Genomic DNA, 21,110 nt, shown 5'->3' with positions numbered 1-21,110 from the left:
CAGAAAATAAAACACTACTTTTGCAATTGTAATTAGATTATTTTCATTTTAATACATAATAAATATTATGGCAGTAGATTACAAGAAATTAGGTCTCGTGAACACGCGCGATATGTTCAAGAGAGCCATTGACGGCGGTTACGCTATCCCTGCATTCAACTTCAACAACCTCGAGCAGCTTCAGGCTATTATCAAGGCTTCTTCCGAACTGAAGTCCCCGGTTATTCTTCAGGTATCCAAGGGTGCCCGCAAGTATGCCAATCAGACTCTGCTCCGCTACCTTGCCGAGGGAGCTGTTGAATATGCAAAGGAACTGGGCTGCAACCATCCCGAAATCGTTCTCCACCTCGACCACGGAGACAGCTTCGAGACATGCAAGAGCTGTGTAGACTTCGGTTTCTCTTCTGTAATGATAGACGGTTCTTCACTCCCATACGAGGAGAACATCGCCCTGACCAAGAAAGTCGTTGAGTATGCCCACCAGTTCGACGTAACCGTAGAGGCTGAACTTGGCGTTCTCGCAGGCGTTGAAGACGACGTTGTTGCCGAGGCTTCTCACTATACAAAGCCTGAGGAGGTTGTTGACTTCGCCACACGTACAGGCTGCGACTCCCTCGCTATCTCCATCGGTACTTCCCACGGTGCCTACAAGTTCACCCCGGAGCAGTGCACGCGCGACCCGAAGACCGGCCGGCTTGTTCCTCCTCCATTGGCTTTCGACGTGCTTGAGGCCATTGAGAAGCAGCTTCCCGGCTTCCCAATCGTTCTCCACGGCTCATCCTCTGTTCCACAGGAGTACGTTGACATCATCAACGAGCATGGCGGCAAGATGCCAAACGCCGTAGGTATCCCCGAGGAGCAGCTCCGCAAGGCGTCCAAGAGTGCCGTTTGCAAGATTAACATCGACTCGGACTCCCGTCTTGCCTTCACTGCCGGCGTTCGCCAGACATTCGACGAGCATCCCGAATACTTCGACCCGCGTCAGTACTGCGGTAAGGCCCGCGAGAACATGGAGAATCTCTACAAGCACAAGATTACCGACGTGCTCGGCTCTGACAACAAGCTCATCAACCTTGACTAAGTCAGAGACAAAATCAGTTTAACGCTGCAAAACATACAAGGCGGTGATTTCTTCTTTTTGAGAAATCACCGCCTTTATCGTAACTACACAAAGGCGCATAACGATTCGCACTAAACGGCCAGCTTCATTACGCCATAACAAGAAGTTGCTGTCAAGGCGTCAGCGTCTTTCAAGCTGTATATAACTGACAACAAGACAGATGCAGCCAATGTGAAACTTGACAGAAGAATCTCTAAAATATTTTTCAGGGAAAACAAGCATCGAACAAACACTCTAAATCCGAGCAATAAAGGAAGAAGCCCAACGGAAAGAAGCCGGTACGAAAAACAAAAAAATAACGAACCGATGTCACATTTCGGCTTCTCATCCGTTTACCCATTGAACAACGATGGAAATAGAAGTATTCAACCAGACCGTGGTGAGCCTGCGTGAACGGCTGCTCAAGGTGGCAGCCTCACTGGAGGATGGAGATGTGGAGGCCGAAGATTTCGTGCAGGAAACATTTCTCCGCCTGTGGGCTATGCGCCATCAGTTGGACACCCATCCGAACATAGAGGCTCTGGCTGTGAAGACCATCAAGGGCATAGCAATAGACCATTGGCGGCATCGGCAGCACGAGTGCGCGGAGCGGGAACATACGAGGGAAATCGTTGTAGAACAGGAAAGTCTGGCAGCAAAGGACGACATGGAACTAATAGGACTGATAGTTGGCCATCTGCCTCCCTTGCAACAGCAGATTTTCCGGCTCAAGGACGTGGAGGGATACGAAAACGAAGAGATTGCAAAGATTTGCGGCTGCACACCCGACGCGCTGCGACAGAACCTGTCAAGGGCAAGACGACGTATCCAAAAGGAGTTTATAAGACTGACAACAGGAGGAATGAAGATATGCAAATAGACGAAATTGAAAAACTGGTTCAGAAGTATCTTGACGGAAACACGACCGTGGCGGAGGAAGAACAGCTGCGCTTCTTCTTCACGCAAGACCACCTTCTACTGCCCGACAAGCTGAAACCGATGTGCGCTCTGTTCCGTTGGGAGAAGCAGGAATGTAGTGGAAAAACCGTGGAAAAGACGGTTCAGCCGGCAGCTATGCCTACGCAGACGAGAAAAAGACCGCCCCACTGGCTGATGGCAGTGATTTCGGCAGCAGCCGTACTGACGATTCTGATACTCGCCGTGCGCCGGGGTGCAATCGGAAGCAACGATTATGCCGTGCTGAATGGCGAACGTACAACCGACAGGGAAATCGTGCAGCGCGAGGCAGAGGCTGCCTTGGAGATGGTTTCGACGGATGGCAGCGAGGACTTCAGCGCACTTTCATTGATAGGAGGAACAGGCAATGAGAAATAAAACGATGAGAACGATTCTAGCTTTATGCTTTCTTGCGTTTCTGCTACCGGCACACGCACAGGGCGACCTTCAGATAGGCATCGCCTTTGAGCGGTTCGGAAGGGCCAGATACTGCAAGATGGTGGTGCTGAACGACGCTGTCTTGCGCGGCTACAGGCTCAAGGTGTACAAGTCGCTCACCTATAAGAAAATAGGTGCAAGCATAGCCCCATACCTCAATGCAGACAGGAAGAAGGCAAAGAAGATACGGGAAATAGTAGAGAGCGGAAAGGTTGAGAGCGGCTATTACATGCTACAGCCACTGCCGTCGGGCATGAACCGATACATACTTTTCAGCAATGGGCCTAACGAGAGTGGTGCCATCATCTACATAGAGGGGACACTCGGCCCTGACGACATCATGAAACTCTGCTATTCCAAACGTTGACAGGCCAAGAGACAGCTTGCAAAAGACAGACAGACTATGGAATCAACAAAACAAGAAAAATACATCATTATGAAGCAGCTATTATTAACCTTGGCCCTTGTCGCGGCAATTCCGGCAATGGCCATCGAAGAGAAAGACACAATTATCCACTATGCCGACAGGCAGATAGTGGTGAGTACGGACAGCGTAGCAACCAACGTGGCTATCTACGACAAGGAGGGCGACGAACTCGTCAAGACCAAGGAAACCAGCTATGTAGACGGTCAGGAGGTGGAACGCATCTTTGTCTCCTCGCCTTTCGTTCCCATCAAGAAAAGAAACAGACTCAACTTCTATGGTCATTTGCCCGACATATTCATCGGAACCAACATATTAAACGGAGGCCCGGAGATGCACAGCCGCGACAGCAAGTCGCTGGAATGGGGCATATCATGCCTGCAAGTGGGGTTTGGACTGAACAATTCCAACTCTTTAGGATTGGTTTCAGGCCTACAGGCAGGTTTTATACACAACCACTTCGACGCCCACTACATGCTGACCGACATAGACGGAACACCGAATATGGTAGTGAACGAGGCAGAAGGCGTAAAGACGAGTTTCCTGAAATACGGCTTTTTAAGAGTTCCCCTTATGATTGAGTGGAAGAACACCTTCTCAAGAAGCTCTGCGTTTATCGGTTTCGGATGCTCGATAGAATGGAGAGAGGAAGTAAGAAGCAAGTACAGAATCGGACACAAACGCTACCCCATTACCCGAAATCTGGACGCCAACACCGTGGGCGTGAACTTGGAAGCATACATCGGCTTTGGGAACTTCAGCCTGTACGCACACTACAGCCTGACAAAACTGATGAAAAGCGGCCCTGCCTGCCATCCGTTCGGAATAGGATTCGGCCTCGACTTTTAGTAAAAGGACCAACATCTGCCGTTTGCAAGAATTACAAACGGCAGATGCCGGCTCTTTTCTCATATCACGGACGGGGAACGCCTACTTATGCCTGTTGGCACGCTGCTGGCGGTATTTCGCCTTCTGCTTAGCACTGCCAGAGCCATGCGCCCCGGTTATGTACTTCTTTTTCTTGGCTTTAGTCTTCACCTTGCCGTCGTCTTTCTTTGTCCCGGAAGAGCCTCTGAAGCTGATGCCGTTCTCTAATATGTTCTGAAAATCGTCCATTGTGTAAAGGTAAGAAAGTTTAAGAGTAAAAAGGTAAAACACAAGAGGATACCAAGCAGTCCACGCAAAGAAGCCTGCCGCCTTTTGCCTTTTTGTTCTTTTACCCTTTTATCTTTCAATATTAGTGATGGAAAAGTCTCACCCCTGTAAATGCCATGGCGATACCGTACTTGTCGCAGGTATCTATGACATGGTCGTCGCGGATGCTGCCGCCTGCCTGTGCTATATATTCCACACCGCTCTTATGGGCACGCTCTATATTGTCGCCGAAGGGGAAGAAGGCATCCGAACCGAGGGCGACACCCTTGTTGCGGGCAATCCACTCCCTGCGCTCCTCACGCGTAAGGGGTTCGGGCCGCTCGGTGAAGAACTGCTGCCATACACCTTCCTGTAGGACATCCTCGTATTCGTCGGATATATATATGTTGATGGTATTGTCGCGGTCGGCCCGCCGGATGTTTTCCCTGAACGGCAGCAACATCACCTTCGGACACTGGCGCAGCCACCATTCGTCGGCCTTGCTACCGGCAAGACGCGTGCAGTGAATACGGCTCTGCTGTCCGGCTCCGATACCGATAGCCTGCCCGTCCTTTACATAGCAGACGGAATTGCTCTGGGTGTACTTCAGCGTGATGAGCGAGATTATGAGGTCGCGCTTTGCCTCCTCGGTGAAGGTCTTGTTGCGTGTCGGCATATTACCGAAAAGAGCCGGGTCGTCCAACCGCACTTCGTTTCGTCCCTGTTCGAACGTTACACCGAACACCTGCTTGCGCTCTATCGGACGTGGCACATAGTCGGGGTCTATCCTGATAACGTTGTAGCTGCCCTTGCGCTTATCCCTCAATATCTCGAGTGCCTCGGGCGTATAGCCGGGAGCAATCACTCCGTCGCTGACCTCGCGCTTGATGAGCAGGGCCGTTTCCCGGTCGCAGGTATCGCTGAGAGCACAGAAATCGCCATACGAGCACATGCGGTCGGCACCGCGTGCACGGGCGTAGGCCGCCGCAAGCGGAGTGAGTTCAAAGTCTACATCGTCTACAAAGTATATCTTCTTCAGCGTGTCGGACAAGGGCAGCCCCACCGCGGCACCTGCCGGGCTGACATGCTTGAACGACGCAGCGGCAGGCAGTCCCGTTGCCGCCTTGAGTTCCCTGACGAGCTGCCAGCTGTTGAGCGCGTCGAGAAAGTTGATGTAGCCGGGACGGCCACTGAGCACTTCGATAGGCAATTCGCCTTCTTCCATATAAATGCGCGAAGGCTTTTGGTTCGGATTACATCCGTACTTGAGAGCTAATTCTTTCATATAACTTACGTGGTATATGTATAAATGTGCATGCAAAGATAAGCAAAAAATATCGGATAAGGCGGTTCTCCGCCTGTTTTTACAATAATTCTGCACGTACATCTTGCCTGTTTCCCGAAAAAGCAGTAATTTTACGGTCGAATCGCAAAAGTGTGAAAACACAGCCTGAAAAGCGTTTCCGACCATCCCCCGCACTGGCTTAGAAAACACCAGACAACAATAAAATCATCTTTAATACTCAACAACATGAAAGTAGTACATTCAGACAACGCCCCCAAGGCAGTAGGACCTTACAGTCAGGCCATTGAGGCCAATGGTTTCGTATTCGCATCCGGCCAGCTCCCCATCGACCCGGCAACCAACGAGTTTGCCGTAGGCGGAATCAAGGAACAGACCCGCCAGTCCATCACCAACGCGCAGAACGTGCTCCGTGCCGCAGGAATCGACCTCAGCCACGTAGTCAAGACAACCGTCTTCCTGTCCGACATGGACAACTTCGCAGCCATGAACGAGGTTTATGCCGAGTTCTTCAGCGAGCCGTTCCCGGCCCGTTCGGCATTTGCCGTAAAGACGCTGCCCAAGGGCGCACTCGTAGAAATGGAGTGCATTGCCGCCAAGTAGCCTGTGCCTGACGGCACTTTCAGGCGAAAGGACATACACTCACAAAATGCGGACAGACGCTCCACGCAGTGAAAGGAAGAGCAGAGAATACTTCCAATGTATCGGCTTCGTCTTCTCCCAGCATCCATCCGCGACATGAAAGTGGTACTTTCGCACCATGAAACTGGCACTTTGACACAACGAAACGGGCACTTTCGCAAGACGAAAGTGCCCGTTTCATAATATTACTGGCTATCAGCCAGTTACCAAAGGCGCAGCCTGAAAGACAGATAGCCTATACATACATTAAACGAAAAGTTACCCCACTCATGAGATACAGGATGATTGTGCTCGACCTCGACGGCACACTGACCAACGAAAGAAAGGAAATAACACCCAAGACCAAGCAGGCCCTGATGGCGGCACAGCAGAGAGGAGTCAGGGTGGTGCTTGCCTCGGGCCGCCCGACCTGCGGCATCACGGCACTGGCCGACGAGCTGGAACTGGCAGAGAACGGAGGCTACATCCTTGCCTTCAACGGCGGAAAGATAACCGACTGCGGAAACGGCAACGTGATATTTGAACAGAAACTTGACGACCGGCTTGTGCCTGCGCTCTACCATGCCGCCATGAAGGCAGGAATGGAGATTCTCACCTATCAGGGAGAGGGCATTGCCGCTACGAAGAAGGAGAACAAGTATGTGCTGCACGAGGCCTTCATCAACAAGATGCCCGTCACGGAATATGCAGACTTCCCCGGCCAAGTGGTCTACCCCGTCAACAAATGCCTCATCGTGGGCGACCCTGCCCCGCTCCACACGCTTGAGGAACGGCTGAAAGTGTCGCTACGGGGCAGGGCGGACGTCTACCGCTCGGCAGGATTCTTCCTCGAATGTGTTCCGCCCGGCATCGACAAGGCCAACTCGCTCAGCCGCCTCATCACGTCGCTCGGCATCAGCCGCGAGGAGATAATAGCATGCGGCGACGGCTACAACGACCAAAGCATGATACGCTTTGCAGGACTCGGCGTGGCAATGGCCAACGCACCGCGCGACATTCAGGACACGGCCGACTACATCACCTACTCCAACGAGGAGGACGGCGTGGCGCATGTGGTGGAGAAGTTTATCCTCCGGGAATAGGCCTGCAACGAAACTATCCGGCCAAAGAAAAAGATTCTGTTACACTCGTTTATCTGTCAGCCTACCACTGTTGGCGTACAGCCTGCATGCTTACTACGGACAATCCGGCAGCAAACGTATGAAAAAGGTGTTTACTCTTTCCCCAATATTCCCTTTAGCAGGTACGTGGCATTCTGGTTGCGTGCCACGCCACGCGTTATCTTGTAGGAGTAGGTAATCCGCTCTCCCAGCTCAATCTCGAAGCAGTAGTTATGGAAGCGGCCGGGCTGCGCGTCTTCCATCTTCGAGAGTTCAAGGTCGTGGGTGGCAATGACGCCCGTAACATTCTGCTCGGCAATGTACTGAAGGAACAGGCGCGACCCGTTGAGCTTGTCGAGCGAATTGGTTCCCTTCAGTATCTCGTCGAGGATAATCAGGCTCGGCACCGAAGGGCGGAGCGAAGAAAGAAGCTGCTTCAGGCGCAACAGCTCGGCATTGAAGTAGGAAATGCCGTGTGCGAGGTCGTCGGTGGTACGCATGCTCGTAAAGAGATGGAACACAGAGACCCGCAGCGAACGGGCAAAGACGGGCAGCCCGTTCATGGCCAGCAGGTAGTTGATGCCGAGCGAACGGAGGAAAGTGCTCTTGCCGGCCATGTTTGCGCCGGTAACGATATAGTATTCGTGGTCGCGGATGTCGAAATCGTTGCACACCGCCTTCTCGCCAAGGAAAGGATGGTACAGGCCGCGGGCCTCGTAGACGACTCTGTCCGCCACCACCACCTCGGCCTCGACCGCCTTGTCCTCGTTCATCCGGAACGTCGCCATCGACACAAGTGCATCCATCCGGCTGGCAGCGGATATCCACTCGTCGGCACGCTGCTCGTAGGTGCGCTGCCAACGGAGGAAGTGGCGCACGATGGTAATATCCAACAGGGCAAAACAATTGAACAGGACGATGCCCACCTCGTTGCTGCGGTTGTCTATCTTTTGCAGTATGCGGTCGAGCTGTCCGAACGACGCGACGGCTCCTTGGAGTTCCCGTTTCAGTCCCTGCAGCGCAGAGGCCGAGAACGGCTGCCGCTCCACGAGCTGCATTATCTTCAGATAGCCCTCCACCTGACGCTGCATCCGCGCTATCAGCTCCGAAATCTGCCGGATGCAGCTGTGGCAGCAGGTCAGCGACAGAAAGAAATTGAAGATGCCCCATACCGTCGGCAGCGAGGCCGGGACGATACTGCCGAGGGAGAGGAAGACCGACAGATAGAAGCCTACAAGGTTGGCAGCAGTAAGATAACGGAACGCGCGGCTGCCGAAATAGCCGGGCAGGCGAAGCTGCTGTATGCCGGCAAGCGCACGCCTCACCGACGCCGTGTCTATCTGCTCCTCCACCCCCAGCGCCTTGAAGGCCGACACGAAAGACTCGTTGCCCGAAAGCTCTCCGACGGCCTCCCTTCTCCTGCCTGCCGCGTCTGCATATTCCTGTGCAGATGCCGTCGTCCGCTCCGCCGAAAGCCACTCCGCAAGCACGTCGCTTCCGCCCGTAGAGATGGTGCGGTTCATCCGCTGAAAGAGCGAACTGCGCCCGAAGACATCCAAGTCGAACGTGTAGGGATGGGCAGGACTGATGTACTTCTCGCCGTCGCCGAAGGCCTCATAGTCGCCGTTCTGGTACCCGACCTCGCGCTCATAGACCTTCCGCAACGCCTCGCTGCCGGCTATCTGCCTGTCGTTGGCCGCATCCAGATGGCGGATATGGAAATAGAGCATCAGCATGCCTGCCCCAACGAAGAGCGGCCAGCCTCCGCTCCCTGACAGCGTATAGAGCACCACGAAGCCCACAGCAGCCACGAAGAAGGCGATTTCAGCCACTACAAATCCCCGGCTCTTCGCACGGAGCCGGCCGACAGCCAGCCCCAACTCGGCTATCCGGGCCTGATAGATTGTATTCAGTTCCTTGTTCATGCCCGCAAATATACGAATAAAGTATGCGCCCGGCCCGCTCTTGCCTCATTATTTAGCGTATCTTTACATTATATAACCTCGTCTGCCCGACCTAACCGGCACGGGCAGACCACCCATGCTGCTGCCATCGCCGTATGAGCAGCACGATGATGTTCGCCATACCTAAGCGGCTTTGGTTTTTCTTGGGCTTCTATAAATGTCTCATAATAGTGAGACAATCGTCTCATAATAGTGAGACACTCGTCTCATAATAGTGAGACGTTCGTCTCAAAGCAGTGAGACGCTCGTAGAAGCCCAAGAAAAACCAAAGCCGCTTAGGTATGGCGAGCATCTCTTCCCAAGTATAACGGTGGCCGGCACCCAAGTATAACCTCCCTGCTCATGCCGCATACGGCTGCCACGACCACCGAAAGACAACGGGAACAAGACACGGTAGGGATTTCCCCACCATCCGTAGGGAAATATCCTTGCCACACCCGGAGACAGTCATTACCTTTGCACAGCAATAACAAAACGCAGCGAATATGAAGAAATACAACATACTACCCCTCTGCGCGGTTCTCATGCTCGGCAGCTGCGGTACATACGCCGGCTCCGGAGCATATACCGGAGGCTCTCTCGGAAGCATCCTCGGAAGTGCCATAGGCGGAATTACGGGAGGAGCACGCGGTTCAGACTGGGGCAGCATCATAGGAATGGCAGGCGGAGCAGCCGTCGGGGCGGCAATAGGAACAAAGGCCGACCAAAGGGAGCGGCAGGAGGTGCACGACCATTACGAGCAGGTGCAGGAAAACAAGGCACGGGGCGTCAACCCCTATAACGACGACACATACGGTCTGGACCGCGGCCGCGGCAATTCGTACAGCGATACCGACACCACAACGCTGGTAGACGGGACAGACAACAGCGGATTCGACGCCAGCGGAAAGGGCGACGACCGCATCTACGACTTCCAAAGCAGCGACTATACCGGCGACTACAGTGCCGCACAGCCTACCACGACCATACCCACACTGTCGAGCATGGAGAATCTGGCCGAGCCGTACAGCTTCGCCCCCAACATAGAAATAGAGAACGCACGCTTCGTAGACGACAATCAGGACGGCATGCTGTCGGCAAATGAGATAGGAAAAGTAATCTTCGAGATATACAACCGCGGACAGCAGACCATCTACGACGTTCAGCCTCCGTGATTGAGTCAACGGGCAACCGCCACATCTACATCAGCCCGTCCATCCACGTAGAAAGCATAGCCCCGGGAAAGGGAATACGCTATACTGCCGTCATAAAGGCAGACAAGAAGCTGAAGAACGGAACGTCAAAGTTTGCCCTGACCGTATTGCAGGGAAACAAAAGCATAAGCAAAGTAACGGAATTCGATATACAGACACAAAAATAACTGATTCAATTAGACTATTTACTTACTACTGACTGCCGATGGAACAACCGTTCCTGAGGCAGTTTTTTCTTTGACCCGCCCAAACGAAATGTCCCGGCTCCATACTCATGGAGCCGGGACATCCGTATCGCACGGCAGCCGCTACTTCTTCATCTCAAAACCTATGCGTACCCCGTCGTAGTTCTTGGAAATATCGCCAATCGCAGACAGCGTGCTGTTGCCGCTCAAAGCCGCCATCGTCTGGAAGAGGGTAAGTATCTTCTTCGATTCAAAAAGAATACTGATGCTGCCGTTTCCGTTCCGCTTCACATAGCCCTTGAGGTTGAGCAACAGCCCCTGAAAGCTGACTGACTGGTCGCTCTTGTCGAAACTCCACGTTCCGCCCCAGCTCTTGCCGTCTATCTTGGCAGAGAACTTGTGGTTATCGTTGAAGGTTATAAACGTGTTGCCGCTGCTGAAGCCTATTTTCTCATACTGTGCAGCAAGTTTCTGCCTTACTTCCGTTGCCGCCACTTCGCCACCAGCCTTTGCCAGAGTATTCTCCGACGTGAACGCACAACCCGGCCCACGGTACCGCCAAGTACCATACAGATTCTCCTGCGAGACCCTGTCCAACCCTATGACCGAGGTCAGGATATTGCCAAGGGTTTCTCCACTGGTTGCCGCTCCAAGTATGTCGCCAAGTACATTGCCCACTGCCGACCCGCCGGAGGAAGTGCTGCCCAGACCCGTCCCGGGTCCGCCGCACGAAGTGAATGTCAGGGCCGCCGCGGCAGCCATCGTCATAAATTTCTTCATTGCTTTTGTTTGTTATTTTCCGAACTATGTTTTTGCGCCTGCAAAAGTACAGCATCTTGACCAAACAACAAACTATTTTCTGCGAAAAGACAGCCCGTCACAACCATTATCCTGCTTTTCGTCCAAGCTCACGACGTATTTCCACGCCAAATCCCGGCCCGTAATCATCCAAGCCACTGGCCGCCAAAGGCAACAGCCCTTAACTTTCCGCACTGCCAAACCATTAGCTGGAGAAACAACAACCGCACCTACATATCAGGCACGGGCCGGCAAGCCCAACGATATCCAACTTGCCATGCCACCAAATCATCAGCAGGAAAGAATAATAACGGCTCACACGCATGAACGCATGAGCCGGAAAACCCAGATGAAGCCTCACTTATATACCATTAAATCGTCAGTCAAAAAGGCCGGTAACGCCATCCTTGACACGTCTGAAAAAGTCAGACCAACTATTTGTCTTCTTCTCTTCCGGCGGCCTTGCCGGCTGCTGCGCCTTCGCGTGCGGCTGCTGAGGTCTGGAATGAGCCTGCTGAGGCTGTTGAGGCTTGGTAGCCCTTGCCCTCTCTTTTCTTGAAGCTACAGGCGAAGACTTGCCTGCAACGGCAGGAGCATTGGCCGAAGCTGTTGCCGGCTTGCTACCAGTAGTTGCCGGGACAGCTTTGCGGCGGGTATCCACCTTACGGACAATCTGCTTGGGCTGGTCTTCTTCGGTGCTCTTCTCCCAGTCCGGGATAAACTCATAGCAAACACCTGCCATACCATACTCCACCTCCGGCATCTCGACACGCACGGGTTCCGAAGCGTATGGAACTTCCGTACTGCGTGGCAGCACCTCAATCTTTATATAGGCAACACCTTTGGAAATTGTTCCCAACTTCCGTGCAGCAGCGTATGAGAGGTCAATGATACGTCCACGGACAAACGGGCCACGGTCGGTAACGCGGACAACGACCGACTTCCCGTTCTGCGGATTGGTTACGCGCAGCCGGGTGCCGAAGGGCAACGTTCGGTGCGCACAGGTCAGACTGTCCCGGTTGTAGCGTTCGCCATTACTCATGCGCCTTCCGTGCAGCCCATTACTATAATAAGAGGCTTTACCCCCCATCTGCGCATAGCACGCTGACGAGATAGTAAAGCCTACGAATATTGTTAATGCTGTTAAGAGGATTCTGATATTCTTCATTCGTTATGTGTTTAACTCAGTCTCCTCCCTGTTGCATATCGTTCCCACTCACGCGAGGCGAGTGGGGAACGGAGAAAACTTTTTAGATTACGCCCTGCTCAAGCATAGCCTGTGCAACCTTCATGAAGCCTGCGATGTTAGCACCCTTCACGTAGTCAACAGAGCCGTCTGGCTGCTCGCCGAACTTCACGCACTGCTCGTGGATGCTTTCCATAATCCAGTGGAGCTTAGCGTCAACCTCAGCAGGAGCCCAGTTCAAGTGAGCTGCGTTCTGTGTCATTTCAAGACCAGAGGTAGCAACACCACCGGCGTTTACAGCCTTGCCCGGAGCAAAGAGGATGCCGTTCTTCTGGAAGAAGTGGATAGCACCCGGCTGGCAACCCATGTTGGAAACTTCGCAGCAGCACCAGCAGCCATTAGCCTTCAGCTCCTTGGCGTCGTCCTCGCTCAGCTCGTTCTGGAATGCGCAAGGAAGAGCGATGTCGCAAGGAACGCTCCAAGCCTTCTTGCCTGCGGTGAACTTAGCCTTGCCCGGGAACTTGGTTGCCATGTCTTCAACCTTGTTACGGTTAGAAGAACGCATTTCGAGCATATAGTCAATCATCTCTGTGGTGATGCCTTCAGGAATCTCGCAAACACCGTCAGGACCAGAGATAGCTACAACCTTACCACCCAACTCGGTGGTCTTCTGAGCAGCACCCCAAGCCACGTTACCGAAGCCGGAGAGAGCAACCTTCTTGCCCTTGATGTCCTTGCCGGCCTTCTTGAGGAGGTGCTCTGTGAAGTAGAGTGCACCGTAACCTGTAGCCTCAGGACGGAAGAAAGAACCACCCCATGTCAGGCCCTTGCCTGTGAGCACACCAGTGTGATACTGACGTGTGAGCTTCTGGTACATACCGTTCATGTAACCGATTTCGCGGCCACCAACGCCTACGTCGCCTGCAGGAATATCCTGATCCGGGCCGATATTGTGCTTCAACTCAAGCATGAAGGCCTGACAGAAACGCATAATCTCAGCTTCAGACTTGCCTACTGGGTCGAAATCAGATCCACCCTTGCCACCGCCCATTGGGAGTGTTGTCAAAGCATTCTTGAATGTCTGCTCGAAGCCGAGGAACTTCAGCATTGAAGGAGTAACAGCCTTGTGGAAACGGAGACCACCCTTATACGGGCCAATTGCGCTGTTGAACTGTACGCGATAGCCGAGGTTTGTCTGTACTTCGCCCTTATCGTCAATCCATGTAACACGGAAAGTGAAGATACGCTCCGGCTCAACCATTCTTTCAACAATCTTTGCCTTCTCGAACTCAGGGTGCTGATTGTACACTTCCTCGATAGACTCGAGAACTTCCTGAACTGCCTGTAAGTACTCTGACTCGCCCGGATGCTTCTGCTCCAAAGCCTGCATAATTTTTACGACTTCCATAGTAAAGTTGATTTTTAATTATTTATTGATTAGTATCAGTTGTCTAATGATACCGCAAATATATCCCAAAAAATTCAAACTACCAAAGAAAATGCCGTCTTTTTTACATCCGGCCATAACGGAGAGGAGTCTGCAATGCACCGTTTTCCGAGTCTGCACATTGCAAAATCATTAAGAAACATCGCTTTTGCAACCAAAAGGGAGGGCGAGAAGTAAATACCTTGCTTTTTTGTCGAAAACAAAGTATTTGCGAACAAGAACCCGAATCCTCCGGAAATGGAACAAAACCTACGCAAAGCACACAGGTACTGCCGCACGGGGAAAACAAGAGCCACCCCCTAACGCAGTCTTTCCCCGAAGAGAAACTGCACGAGGGGACGGCCGTATTCCTCCCTATTTCACCAAGCACAGGTCGAGAGCTTTCGCAATAGCCTCCTTGTCGAGATTCTGACCAATGAAGACCAGTTTTTGCATGCGGTCGCCGTAAGGCTCTTCCCAATCCTTGAGCGCCTGCGGATTCTGCTTGAGAAACTCCTTCAGCTCGAACTGCGGCATTGTCGCATACCACTGCCCGACATTGCGGAGATTGACCTGACGGCCTGCCTGCTCAAAGACATAGCAGATGTCCTTCTCGCTCTCGAAATAGCAAAGTCCCTTGCAGCGGATGATGCTCTTCGGCCATTTGCGTGCCACGAAGTCGTCGAAAAAGTTAATGTCGAACGGGCGGCGGTTGTAGTAGACAAAAGTCTGGATGTTATACTCCAGTGCCTCTCCGCTCTCCTCGTTCTCCAAACCATGGTGATGGTGGTGATGGTGACCGTGATGATGGTGTTCTCCGGCTTCGTCGTGGGCGTGATGATGATGCCCGTCATGATGGTCGTCGTCCTCATCTTCGTCAGCTTCGCCCTCAATGGCGGCTATCCACGAGGCCGAAGTTGCCACCTTGTCGAAGTCGAACGAGCGGGTATTGAGAATCTTGTCGAGTTCCACGTCGCCATAGTTGCACTCTATGATTTCGGCCTTGGGCTGTAGCGAACGGATGATACTGCGCACCATGCCCAACTCCTCCTTGTCTACGTCGTCCACCTTATTTAAGAGGATAATGTTGCAGAACTCTATCTGCTGAATGAGCAGGTTCTCCAAATCGTCCTCACCGAGGTCGTTCTTCAACAGGTCGTTGCCTGCCGAGAACTCATCGCACATGCGGCGAGCGTCCACCACCGTGACGATAGAGTCGAGCACAGCCTTGCCGCTCTTGGCAAAGTCGGGATACATCTGCGGATAGGCACAGATGGTCTGTGCAATAGGTGCAGGTTCGCAGATGCCGCTCGCTCAATGACTATATAGTCGAACTTCTGCTGACCTACTATCTCGCTGATTTGCTGTACCAAATCCATCTTCAGAGTGCAGCAGATGCAGCCGTTCTGAAGGGCAACGAGGGAGTCGTCTTTCTGACCGACTACCCCACCCGACTCTATGAGACTGGCGTCGATGTTCACTTCGCCGATGTCGTTGACGATAACGGCAAACCTGATTCCCTTCTCATTGGCGAGGATTCGGTTGACGAGTGTTGTCTTTCCGCTGCCGAGATAGCCGGTCAGCAGCAAGACGGGAGTTTCTTTTGTATTCATTGATTGCGTATTTAATGTTTCGTTTCCTGATGATGAAGAGCCTGTCCAAACAAAACCTCCACACAGCAGCAGACACCCTGCATGCCAACCATCCTCCCCTCTCCATGAACTTACGTGAGACAAGGGCAGCACGGGGAAGCCAATGCCCGGGAAGCATCATCCACTCTTCACTTTATCCTACAAAATTACAAAATATATGCCAAACTAACACCCTCCTACCAATATTTATTTGCTGCATTTACAATTCCGGTGCTCCCAACCGGTCGTAGTAAACTTCCCCATTCACCATCCTGCCCGACCCGCAGAACGAAAGTGCCGCTTTCATACAACGAAAGTGCCGTTTTCGCATGGCGAAAACGGCACTTCGATTTTGTCCCTCTGTCCCTTCTGCTATCAGGCCGTGGAAACTCCCTCCGACATAAGGCCAGAACAGACCATCGCTAAAGCCCCATAAGCTGCCCTATGCCCTCAAAAGTCGTATCGAAGAAGGTGTAGTCTATCATTCCGTGGGTGTCTATCCTTTGCCATCCGTCAGACAGTCTCCGACTGAACTTAAGCTCAAAGGTCAGCCGGATGTCGTTTACGGCAGCCCCGTCGCCCTCTGTCTGCTTCACCTCGCTGGCGGCAATGGTCCGTATGCGCGTTATCTCGTAGACGTCGCGGATGCCCAGCCCCTTGACGTAAGGCACGAAGAAGTGAAGGTCTTGCAGGGCTATCGTAGTGGGGAAGTGCGAGCCGGTATAGTAGCGCACGGCCTTTCCGTCTTTGAATCCGTCAAGATAGCCGCGGCGGCTGTTGGGCTTTACGAGTCCGACAAGTACGCGGTCGCCCACCTCGACAAACGTTCCTTTCTGTGGAATAACCTGCGAGATGGTCTCAGTAGACTTCCGTTCTATCAGGCTTCGGATAAAATCCTCGAGCAACCGACGGTTGCGCCCGTCGTTCGGACGAAGGGGAAAGGCACCGATATTCACCTCTCCTATGGTCTTGTAGAATTTGGAGACCTCCACGTCGGCAGGCTCTCCACCGCCGGGGAAGAGGATATAGCCGCCTATCACCTCTTTCTTCAGCGGTGCGGCATCATATTCCCTATAGTAGATGGCATCGCGGTAGCGGTGCATTTGGTTGATGGCGTCTTCGGGCGGTATGTCCACGCTGCCGGCTTTCCCGTCTATTCGGTACTTGGCGTCGAAAAGATAGGTCATCTTCATGCCCCGGCTAAGGTCGTTCTTGGTGAGCTGAAGCACAATGTCGGGCTTTTGTGCCACGGTTGGCGATACCAGATACGAAATGCTGACAATGTCGTTCTCGCGCTCGACATGCTTCGGGTTGTAGATAAGTTCCGCCAGTTCTACATCGTCTTTTCTGAAGAGGATGCGCGAGTGCCCACCTTTTCCGAGTGTCCACGTAAACATGCCGCTCAGCTCCGTCCGGTTGCGGTGCTCCACCTCGTCAGCGTTCAGTCCCAGCAGATGGCGCACGATGTGGCTGACCTCTATGAAGCACCAAATCTCGTAGAGTGTGGCAATGTCCTTCGATTGCAGGCGATAAATGCCATCGTTGAGCGAATAGGCACGCCGGAGCAAATGCCACGTGCGGTAAACCTGACTATACCCGGTAGCTTTCTGAAGGACAAGGCTCTCCTGTGAAAGGCCCTTGAAACTGCCGACCGTGCGGAAGAAAGGATGTCGGCAAAGGCACCGCATGGCGTGGAGGGTCGACAGCATATCGGCCTTCAGGACATCGGATATATTCTTGACAGCCTCAATGCGCTGCCGCAATTCGTCGTATCTGCCGGCTATATGACGGAGTGCATATTTCAGGAAACGGTTCTCCTGTGTATCGTTGCTCTGCAGCTGTTCTTCCACGCAATAACGGTGGGCATGCTCCATGCGATGCTCGGCCAGTTCGTTCTCTATCATTGTCGGGACATGCTTCAGCTGGTCGGCACGCAGATAGACCTTATGTCCATGTAGACGGCGACGCGGACGTTCCACAATGTTGCGGCAGGCCTGCAGAAACTTTCGCTGCTCGCCCTGAAAGATGCTCCACCAAACCAATTCGGGCGTTTCTCCCTTGTGTCGGGCGTAAAGCCGTGGAAGGTGCGTCGCATGAAATCGAGCGAAAGCATGCGGTATTCGGCTTCAATGTCTTCCACCATCTTCCGCCAGTGGTCGTGATAGTCGAGTTTCGTGCTCAGCACCTCGAAACCGAATACAAACCGTCTGGTCTCTGTGCCGACACGGTAAGAGATGGCTATTTCGCTCCGGCCCACCTCATTGCCGTAGTTGACGAATCCGGCCAGTATGCCACGACGGAATCCAAACCTTTCATTCTCACTTTGCAGCATAGAGCCGAAACTCGCTTCCCTTACGCCATTGGCAAACTCCACCCAGACAGGATAGTCGGCATTGTCGAAAAAGACCGCAGGAGCCGCCTGCCCCTGTTGGAGCTGTACCTCGCCACTGTCGTCGCTCCTGACCACCGACTCTACTCCGTCTGTCCACGTATAGGTAGAAAGCAGCCGCGCAGCACCAATGTTCTGCACGGCCTTTCCCCAAATGGCATCAAACTTACTACATTCGATGCTCATCGTAAAGTCTTTATGTCGTATCGTCAGAAGCTCCATAGCGTCAACTCCAAAAGCTTGTATAGCCCATGCCAAGTCTGATGGTCATCTCCGTCAGCTTTGCCATCGAGATGGACAGAACCGTATCATTATCACTTGCAGTATGGTCGGCATACTTCTTGCCCGACACCTTCTCCAACCCGTTGGCTATCGTATCTCCAAGCGATGCGAGGAACTCACGGCTCACCTTTGTCTCGTCGCCCTCAATACGGGGGAGGATTTTCATGTTGGTTATCTCATCAAGCGCACGGGCTATCACCACGCCCTCTTCCTCACCATCGTTCCGATAGGGCAGATTATTGACAACATAGAGCAGGGATTCGTTGCGCGTGCGGTAGCCTATCTTGAAAGGCGTACCGTCCAGACAGTCGTTTACGGCTTGCAGGTAGGCGATGACGGTGTCGCAGACTTCTCTGTTTTCCTCGTAGACATCTACTCCCTCAACTTTAGTTCCTACAAGCTCGGCACATGACAATTTACCTATAGGCTCAAAACGGTTAGCAAGTCCGCTGGTCAGGTCAACCTTGTTCATCTCGATGGTCATGGCACGGTCGAGCACTTTCCGCGAGAACGAGAAAGTGGTTTCGTCCATATTAACCGTTCCCACAACGATAAGGTTTTCAGGCAGGGTTATCCCCTCGTTGAGGAACTGCATACGGAGTTCTCCGCTTGTTGTCAGTTCGTCGGTCAACACCCTGTACCAGTCTTCCTTGTTTTTCTTCAGTATCGGGTCGGTCTTTACCGTTCCGTCCTCATGTCTCCGGCGCGACTCTATTACGCTGAGATATTCAGCAAAATATTGCTCTACGGGCGCAAGGTTCATCTCGTCAAGGCAGAGGAAATGGGGAATATCAGGATTTTCCCACGCCTTGGCAACAAATTTCAGGAAGTCGCCTGCCACAAAGGAGGGCTTCACACCCACCCTGCTTACATATCCTATCAGCTCACTGGAATCGTGCCAGTTCGGCTTCACCTGCACAATCTCGAAGTTCCGCAGATTCTGCGCACTATACTCTTCCGAATCCATGTCCCAGCAGGCCCTTGCCAACTCCCTGACTATACGGCTCTTGCCCGTGCCGGATATGCCGGCAAGCAACAGGAAAGGCTTGGACTTGGCTGCAGTGATATAGGGGCGGTAAGTAGGATTGATTACATTCGGTACATGTAAATCAGGAACTAATGCTTCCCAAACCTGTTTTCTTACTTGCGAACTACTATAAACTTCGTTCTTATACGGATTTACGACAATCGCAGTAAAATGTAATTCTGTCTGGTCTACTACTGATATATCTGTAACAAACCAACAAGCATCCTCTGTACATTCCAAAACCTGTGCCATATTACGCAAGGTTTCTTTATTAGAATGTCCTTTATAGGTAATATATTTTGCATAGCAAATATGTATTCTGTTCTTGTGGCTTTCGGTATTCTCTCGTTCATAAGTAAGGGTGTACCAGCCATCAACCAATTTGCCATTGACAAAAACACGCTTGAAAACAGAAAACATCATACGTTCTCTGTCTCCTCGAGGCTCTTCTTTCTTTTCAATACCGGGAATCCCCCTAACCTTTAGCTCTGAAAAATCCGAATGGGCATTATACATCATGCCATAAACAAGATTATCCAACCCCGGGCGTGATGTTTCTATATAACATACTCCTTTAGGAGCCTGCCCTATCGAAGTAGCCCAAGCAGGAGTACCACTATCGTTTTCTTTGGTAATCTTAAAACCAAAGCACAAAGATGTAATATCTATTCTCATAACAACTGCCAAAAGATGTGATTTAATAATATTCCAACAAGATTGACATCCCATCCATTACCTGCACGCCGGCCTAATCTCGTGTAATTCTGCGTTGGAGGGAATAGGATTTCCCGTTCCTCGTCATCCAAACGAAAACCCATCAGTCGAAAATGTTCATCAAGAGATAATTTTCTAAACCGCTCTTTACCATCAATCATAGGCTCAATAATCCTAATAACATTATGTTCAGGCGGAGTTATTGTCATACTTAGCCTATCGGTTCGGATTTTACGATTGTAAATGTCATAGCACAAGGGTTCGTCTACATCAAAAGTATCATTATGATGTATTTCGTGAATCCTATCTATTTGTGCCTGCGTTTTATACAAATCAGCAGCAGGATGCCTGTCAAGGAAGTCTGCCAAATATCCATATAATGGTTGATGAGGAGGCTCTAACTCGAAATCTTCAGGAAGTTGTCCCAAGAATCCAAATATCCACAACCTCTCCCTCGTTTGAGGAATACCATAATCTTTTGAATTTAGAACTGCATAACGAGTATCATAGCCTATTCTATGAAGTTCGTCCAATATGACCTCAAATGTGGCTTTCATCTTCCCAGTCTTTAAGCCTTTTACATTTTCAAGAAGGACATAACTTGGATGTTTCGCTTCACAGACTCTTACAATATCTCCAAATAGCGTACCTCGTCCACGTTCATCGTCTTGACCTTGTCTTTTGCCGACAGTAGAAAAAGGTTGACATGGAAATCCCCCGGTAAACAAATCAAAATCTGGAAAATCTGGACTTTCTGCATCAATTTGGGTTATATCTCCAAAATTATGCACATTAGGGAAATTGTACCTATATAATTCAACCGCATCAGCATCGACTTCGGAAAAGCCAACTACATTATGGTTTATTCCTGCCCGGATTAATCCAAAAGAAGCCCCCCCATAACCAGCAAAGCCTTCGAATACATTAAGTTGGGGATGTTGAGGTAAATTATGCATTATTGAAAGTTTCACTTACATTATAGCCATTTTCACAATGTATGATAACCACACATTAGATAATATAGCCTGTAAATTAGTAAAGACATTTGAATTTACAAAATTACAAATAATTACCCTAACCTTAGCAGATTTTGCGAAAATAATTATTTATCCTCATTTGCGCATACGAGAATATGGCTAACTTCAGGCTCTGTCCTATAAAAGTATATAAGTCCCCAATTTTATTATCTTTGTATTTGAAAACTAATAATAAGAAAAG

At 51.5% G+C, this 21,110-nt stretch carries 16 protein-coding genes and 3 pseudogenes; 8 read left to right on the top strand and 11 right to left on the bottom strand.

Annotation, left to right across the window (positions count from 1 at the left end):
• The first annotated feature begins 67 nt into the window (after positions 1-67).
• From JCM15908_RS01425 to JCM15908_RS01405, 5 genes are all read left to right on the top strand, one after another.
• Entirely contained in the window at positions 68-1,081 is a 1,014-nt protein-coding gene (locus JCM15908_RS01425) for a class II fructose-bisphosphate aldolase (protein ID WP_025001978.1), read from the top strand.
• 388 nt (positions 1,082-1,469) lie between these two features.
• On the top strand, positions 1,470-1,979 hold the full coding sequence (locus tag JCM15908_RS01420) for a GFO_1088 family ECF-type sigma factor (RefSeq protein ID WP_025001977.1): 510 nt from the start codon (positions 1,470-1,472) through the stop codon (positions 1,977-1,979).
• The gene (locus JCM15908_RS01415; protein WP_025001976.1) at positions 1,970-2,434 is read left to right on the top strand and encodes a PG0215 family putative anti-sigma factor; all 465 of its coding nucleotides are present in this window, start codon (positions 1,970-1,972) and stop codon (positions 2,432-2,434) included. The genes JCM15908_RS01420 and JCM15908_RS01415 overlap by 10 nt, the downstream gene beginning before the upstream one ends.
• Complete coding sequence (locus JCM15908_RS01410; protein ID WP_025001975.1) at positions 2,424-2,861, top strand: DUF6108 family protein; 438 nt, start codon at positions 2,424-2,426, stop codon at positions 2,859-2,861. The genes JCM15908_RS01415 and JCM15908_RS01410 overlap by 11 nt, the downstream gene beginning before the upstream one ends.
• 36 nt (positions 2,862-2,897) lie before the next feature.
• Positions 2,898-3,767: a hypothetical protein gene (locus tag JCM15908_RS01405; protein WP_234396346.1), complete on the top strand. Its 870-nt coding sequence runs from the start codon at positions 2,898-2,900 to the stop codon at positions 3,765-3,767.
• A gap of 81 nt (positions 3,768-3,848) precedes the next feature.
• Here the strand turns inward: JCM15908_RS01405 and JCM15908_RS01400 are convergent, their stop codons facing one another.
• Together JCM15908_RS01400 and JCM15908_RS01395 are read right to left on the bottom strand one after the other, a co-directional pair.
• Positions 3,849-4,034: a hypothetical protein gene (locus JCM15908_RS01400; protein ID WP_025001973.1), complete on the bottom strand. Its 186-nt coding sequence runs from the start codon at positions 4,032-4,034 to the stop codon at positions 3,849-3,851.
• A gap of 121 nt (positions 4,035-4,155) precedes the next feature.
• Positions 4,156-5,439, bottom strand: a complete 1,284-nt coding sequence (locus JCM15908_RS01395; RefSeq protein WP_084607797.1) for a phosphoribosylaminoimidazolecarboxamide formyltransferase — start codon at positions 5,437-5,439, stop codon at positions 4,156-4,158.
• Between the two features lie 144 nt (positions 5,440-5,583).
• Between JCM15908_RS01395 and JCM15908_RS01390 the strand changes: the two genes are divergently transcribed.
• The gene (locus tag JCM15908_RS01390) at positions 5,584-5,958 is read left to right on the top strand and encodes a RidA family protein (RefSeq protein ID WP_025001971.1); all 375 of its coding nucleotides are present in this window, start codon (positions 5,584-5,586) and stop codon (positions 5,956-5,958) included.
• Positions 5,959-6,266: 308 nt separating this feature from the next.
• Positions 6,267-7,079 carry a Cof-type HAD-IIB family hydrolase gene (locus JCM15908_RS01385; protein WP_025001970.1) on the top strand — a complete coding sequence of 271 codons (813 nt, stop codon included), beginning with the start codon at positions 6,267-6,269 and terminating at the stop codon, positions 7,077-7,079.
• 131 nt (positions 7,080-7,210) lie between these two features.
• Here the strand turns inward: JCM15908_RS01385 and JCM15908_RS01380 are convergent, their stop codons facing one another.
• A complete protein-coding gene (locus tag JCM15908_RS01380; RefSeq protein WP_025001969.1) occupies positions 7,211-9,022 on the bottom strand; it encodes a MutS-related protein in 1,812 nt (603 codons plus the stop codon).
• 524 nt (positions 9,023-9,546) lie between these two features.
• Between JCM15908_RS01380 and JCM15908_RS11580 the strand changes: the two are divergent.
• Positions 9,547-10,421, top strand: a pseudogene (locus JCM15908_RS11580) (hypothetical protein).
• 141 nt (positions 10,422-10,562) lie between these two features.
• Here JCM15908_RS11580 and JCM15908_RS01370 read toward each other — a convergent pair.
• The 8 genes and pseudogenes from JCM15908_RS01370 to JCM15908_RS13975 all read right to left on the bottom strand — a co-directional run bounded on the left by JCM15908_RS01370 (position 10,563) and on the right by JCM15908_RS13975 (position 20,863).
• Positions 10,563-11,219 carry a DUF4923 family protein gene (locus JCM15908_RS01370; protein ID WP_025001968.1) on the bottom strand — a complete coding sequence of 219 codons (657 nt, stop codon included), beginning with the start codon at positions 11,217-11,219 and terminating at the stop codon, positions 10,563-10,565.
• A 397-nt stretch (positions 11,220-11,616) separates the two neighbouring features.
• Entirely contained in the window at positions 11,617-12,405 is a 789-nt protein-coding gene (locus JCM15908_RS01365) for a septal ring lytic transglycosylase RlpA family protein (RefSeq protein WP_025001967.1), read from the bottom strand.
• 82 nt (positions 12,406-12,487) lie between these two features.
• Positions 12,488-13,831 (bottom strand): NADP-specific glutamate dehydrogenase, encoded by a 1,344-nt coding sequence (gene gdhA / locus JCM15908_RS01360; protein ID WP_025001966.1) that lies wholly within the window; start codon positions 13,829-13,831, stop codon positions 12,488-12,490.
• 393 nt (positions 13,832-14,224) lie between these two features.
• A pseudogene (locus tag JCM15908_RS11575) lies at positions 14,225-15,462 on the bottom strand (GTP-binding protein).
• Between the two features lie 440 nt (positions 15,463-15,902).
• A complete protein-coding gene (locus JCM15908_RS14965; protein ID WP_234396350.1) occupies positions 15,903-16,943 on the bottom strand; it encodes a nuclease domain-containing protein in 1,041 nt (346 codons plus the stop codon).
• A gap of 168 nt (positions 16,944-17,111) precedes the next feature.
• Positions 17,112-17,812, bottom strand: a pseudogene (locus tag JCM15908_RS14960) (DUF2357 domain-containing protein); the annotation flags it as partial.
• Positions 17,813-18,095: 283 nt separating this feature from the next.
• Positions 18,096-19,601 carry an McrB family protein gene (locus JCM15908_RS01345; RefSeq protein WP_025001965.1) on the bottom strand — a complete coding sequence of 502 codons (1,506 nt, stop codon included), beginning with the start codon at positions 19,599-19,601 and terminating at the stop codon, positions 18,096-18,098.
• Between the two features lie 248 nt (positions 19,602-19,849).
• Positions 19,850-20,863: a DNA cytosine methyltransferase gene (locus tag JCM15908_RS13975; RefSeq protein ID WP_148295486.1), complete on the bottom strand. Its 1,014-nt coding sequence runs from the start codon at positions 20,861-20,863 to the stop codon at positions 19,850-19,852.
• Positions 20,864-21,110: the final 247 nt, after the last annotated feature.

Origin of the sequence: Prevotella dentasini JCM 15908, assembly GCF_000614065.1 — a bacterium.
GTDB lineage: Bacteria > Bacteroidota > Bacteroidia > Bacteroidales > Bacteroidaceae > Prevotella > Prevotella dentasini.
This window is presented reverse-complemented; position numbering and strand designations above follow the sequence as displayed.

What these genes read in the sequence shown, in the direction of transcription:
- JCM15908_RS01425 (WP_025001978.1), top strand. Translation starts at nt 68, where the DNA reads ATGGCAGTAGATTACAAGAAATTAGGTCTCGTGAACACGCGCGATATG.
- JCM15908_RS01420 (WP_025001977.1), top strand. Translation starts at nt 1,470, where the DNA reads ATGGAAATAGAAGTATTCAACCAGACCGTGGTGAGCCTGCGTGAACGG.
- JCM15908_RS01415 (WP_025001976.1), top strand. Translation starts at nt 1,970, where the DNA reads ATGCAAATAGACGAAATTGAAAAACTGGTTCAGAAGTATCTTGACGGA.
- JCM15908_RS01410 (WP_025001975.1), top strand. Translation starts at nt 2,424, where the DNA reads ATGAGAAATAAAACGATGAGAACGATTCTAGCTTTATGCTTTCTTGCG.
- JCM15908_RS01405 (WP_234396346.1), top strand. Translation starts at nt 2,898, where the DNA reads ATGGAATCAACAAAACAAGAAAAATACATCATTATGAAGCAGCTATTA.
- JCM15908_RS01400 (WP_025001973.1), bottom strand. Translation starts at nt 4,034, where the DNA reads ATGGACGATTTTCAGAACATATTAGAGAACGGCATCAGCTTCAGAGGC.
- JCM15908_RS01395 (WP_084607797.1), bottom strand. Translation starts at nt 5,439, where the DNA reads ATGTACGTGCAGAATTATTGTAAAAACAGGCGGAGAACCGCCTTATCC.
- JCM15908_RS01390 (WP_025001971.1), top strand. Translation starts at nt 5,584, where the DNA reads ATGAAAGTAGTACATTCAGACAACGCCCCCAAGGCAGTAGGACCTTAC.
- JCM15908_RS01385 (WP_025001970.1), top strand. Translation starts at nt 6,267, where the DNA reads ATGAGATACAGGATGATTGTGCTCGACCTCGACGGCACACTGACCAAC.
- JCM15908_RS01380 (WP_025001969.1), bottom strand. Translation starts at nt 9,022, where the DNA reads ATGAACAAGGAACTGAATACAATCTATCAGGCCCGGATAGCCGAGTTG.
- JCM15908_RS01370 (WP_025001968.1), bottom strand. Translation starts at nt 11,219, where the DNA reads ATGAAGAAATTTATGACGATGGCTGCCGCGGCGGCCCTGACATTCACT.
- JCM15908_RS01365 (WP_025001967.1), bottom strand. Translation starts at nt 12,405, where the DNA reads ATGAAGAATATCAGAATCCTCTTAACAGCATTAACAATATTCGTAGGC.
- gdhA (WP_025001966.1), bottom strand. Translation starts at nt 13,831, where the DNA reads ATGGAAGTCGTAAAAATTATGCAGGCTTTGGAGCAGAAGCATCCGGGC.
- JCM15908_RS01345 (WP_025001965.1), bottom strand. Translation starts at nt 19,601, where the DNA reads ATGATGTTTTCTGTTTTCAAGCGTGTTTTTGTCAATGGCAAATTGGTT.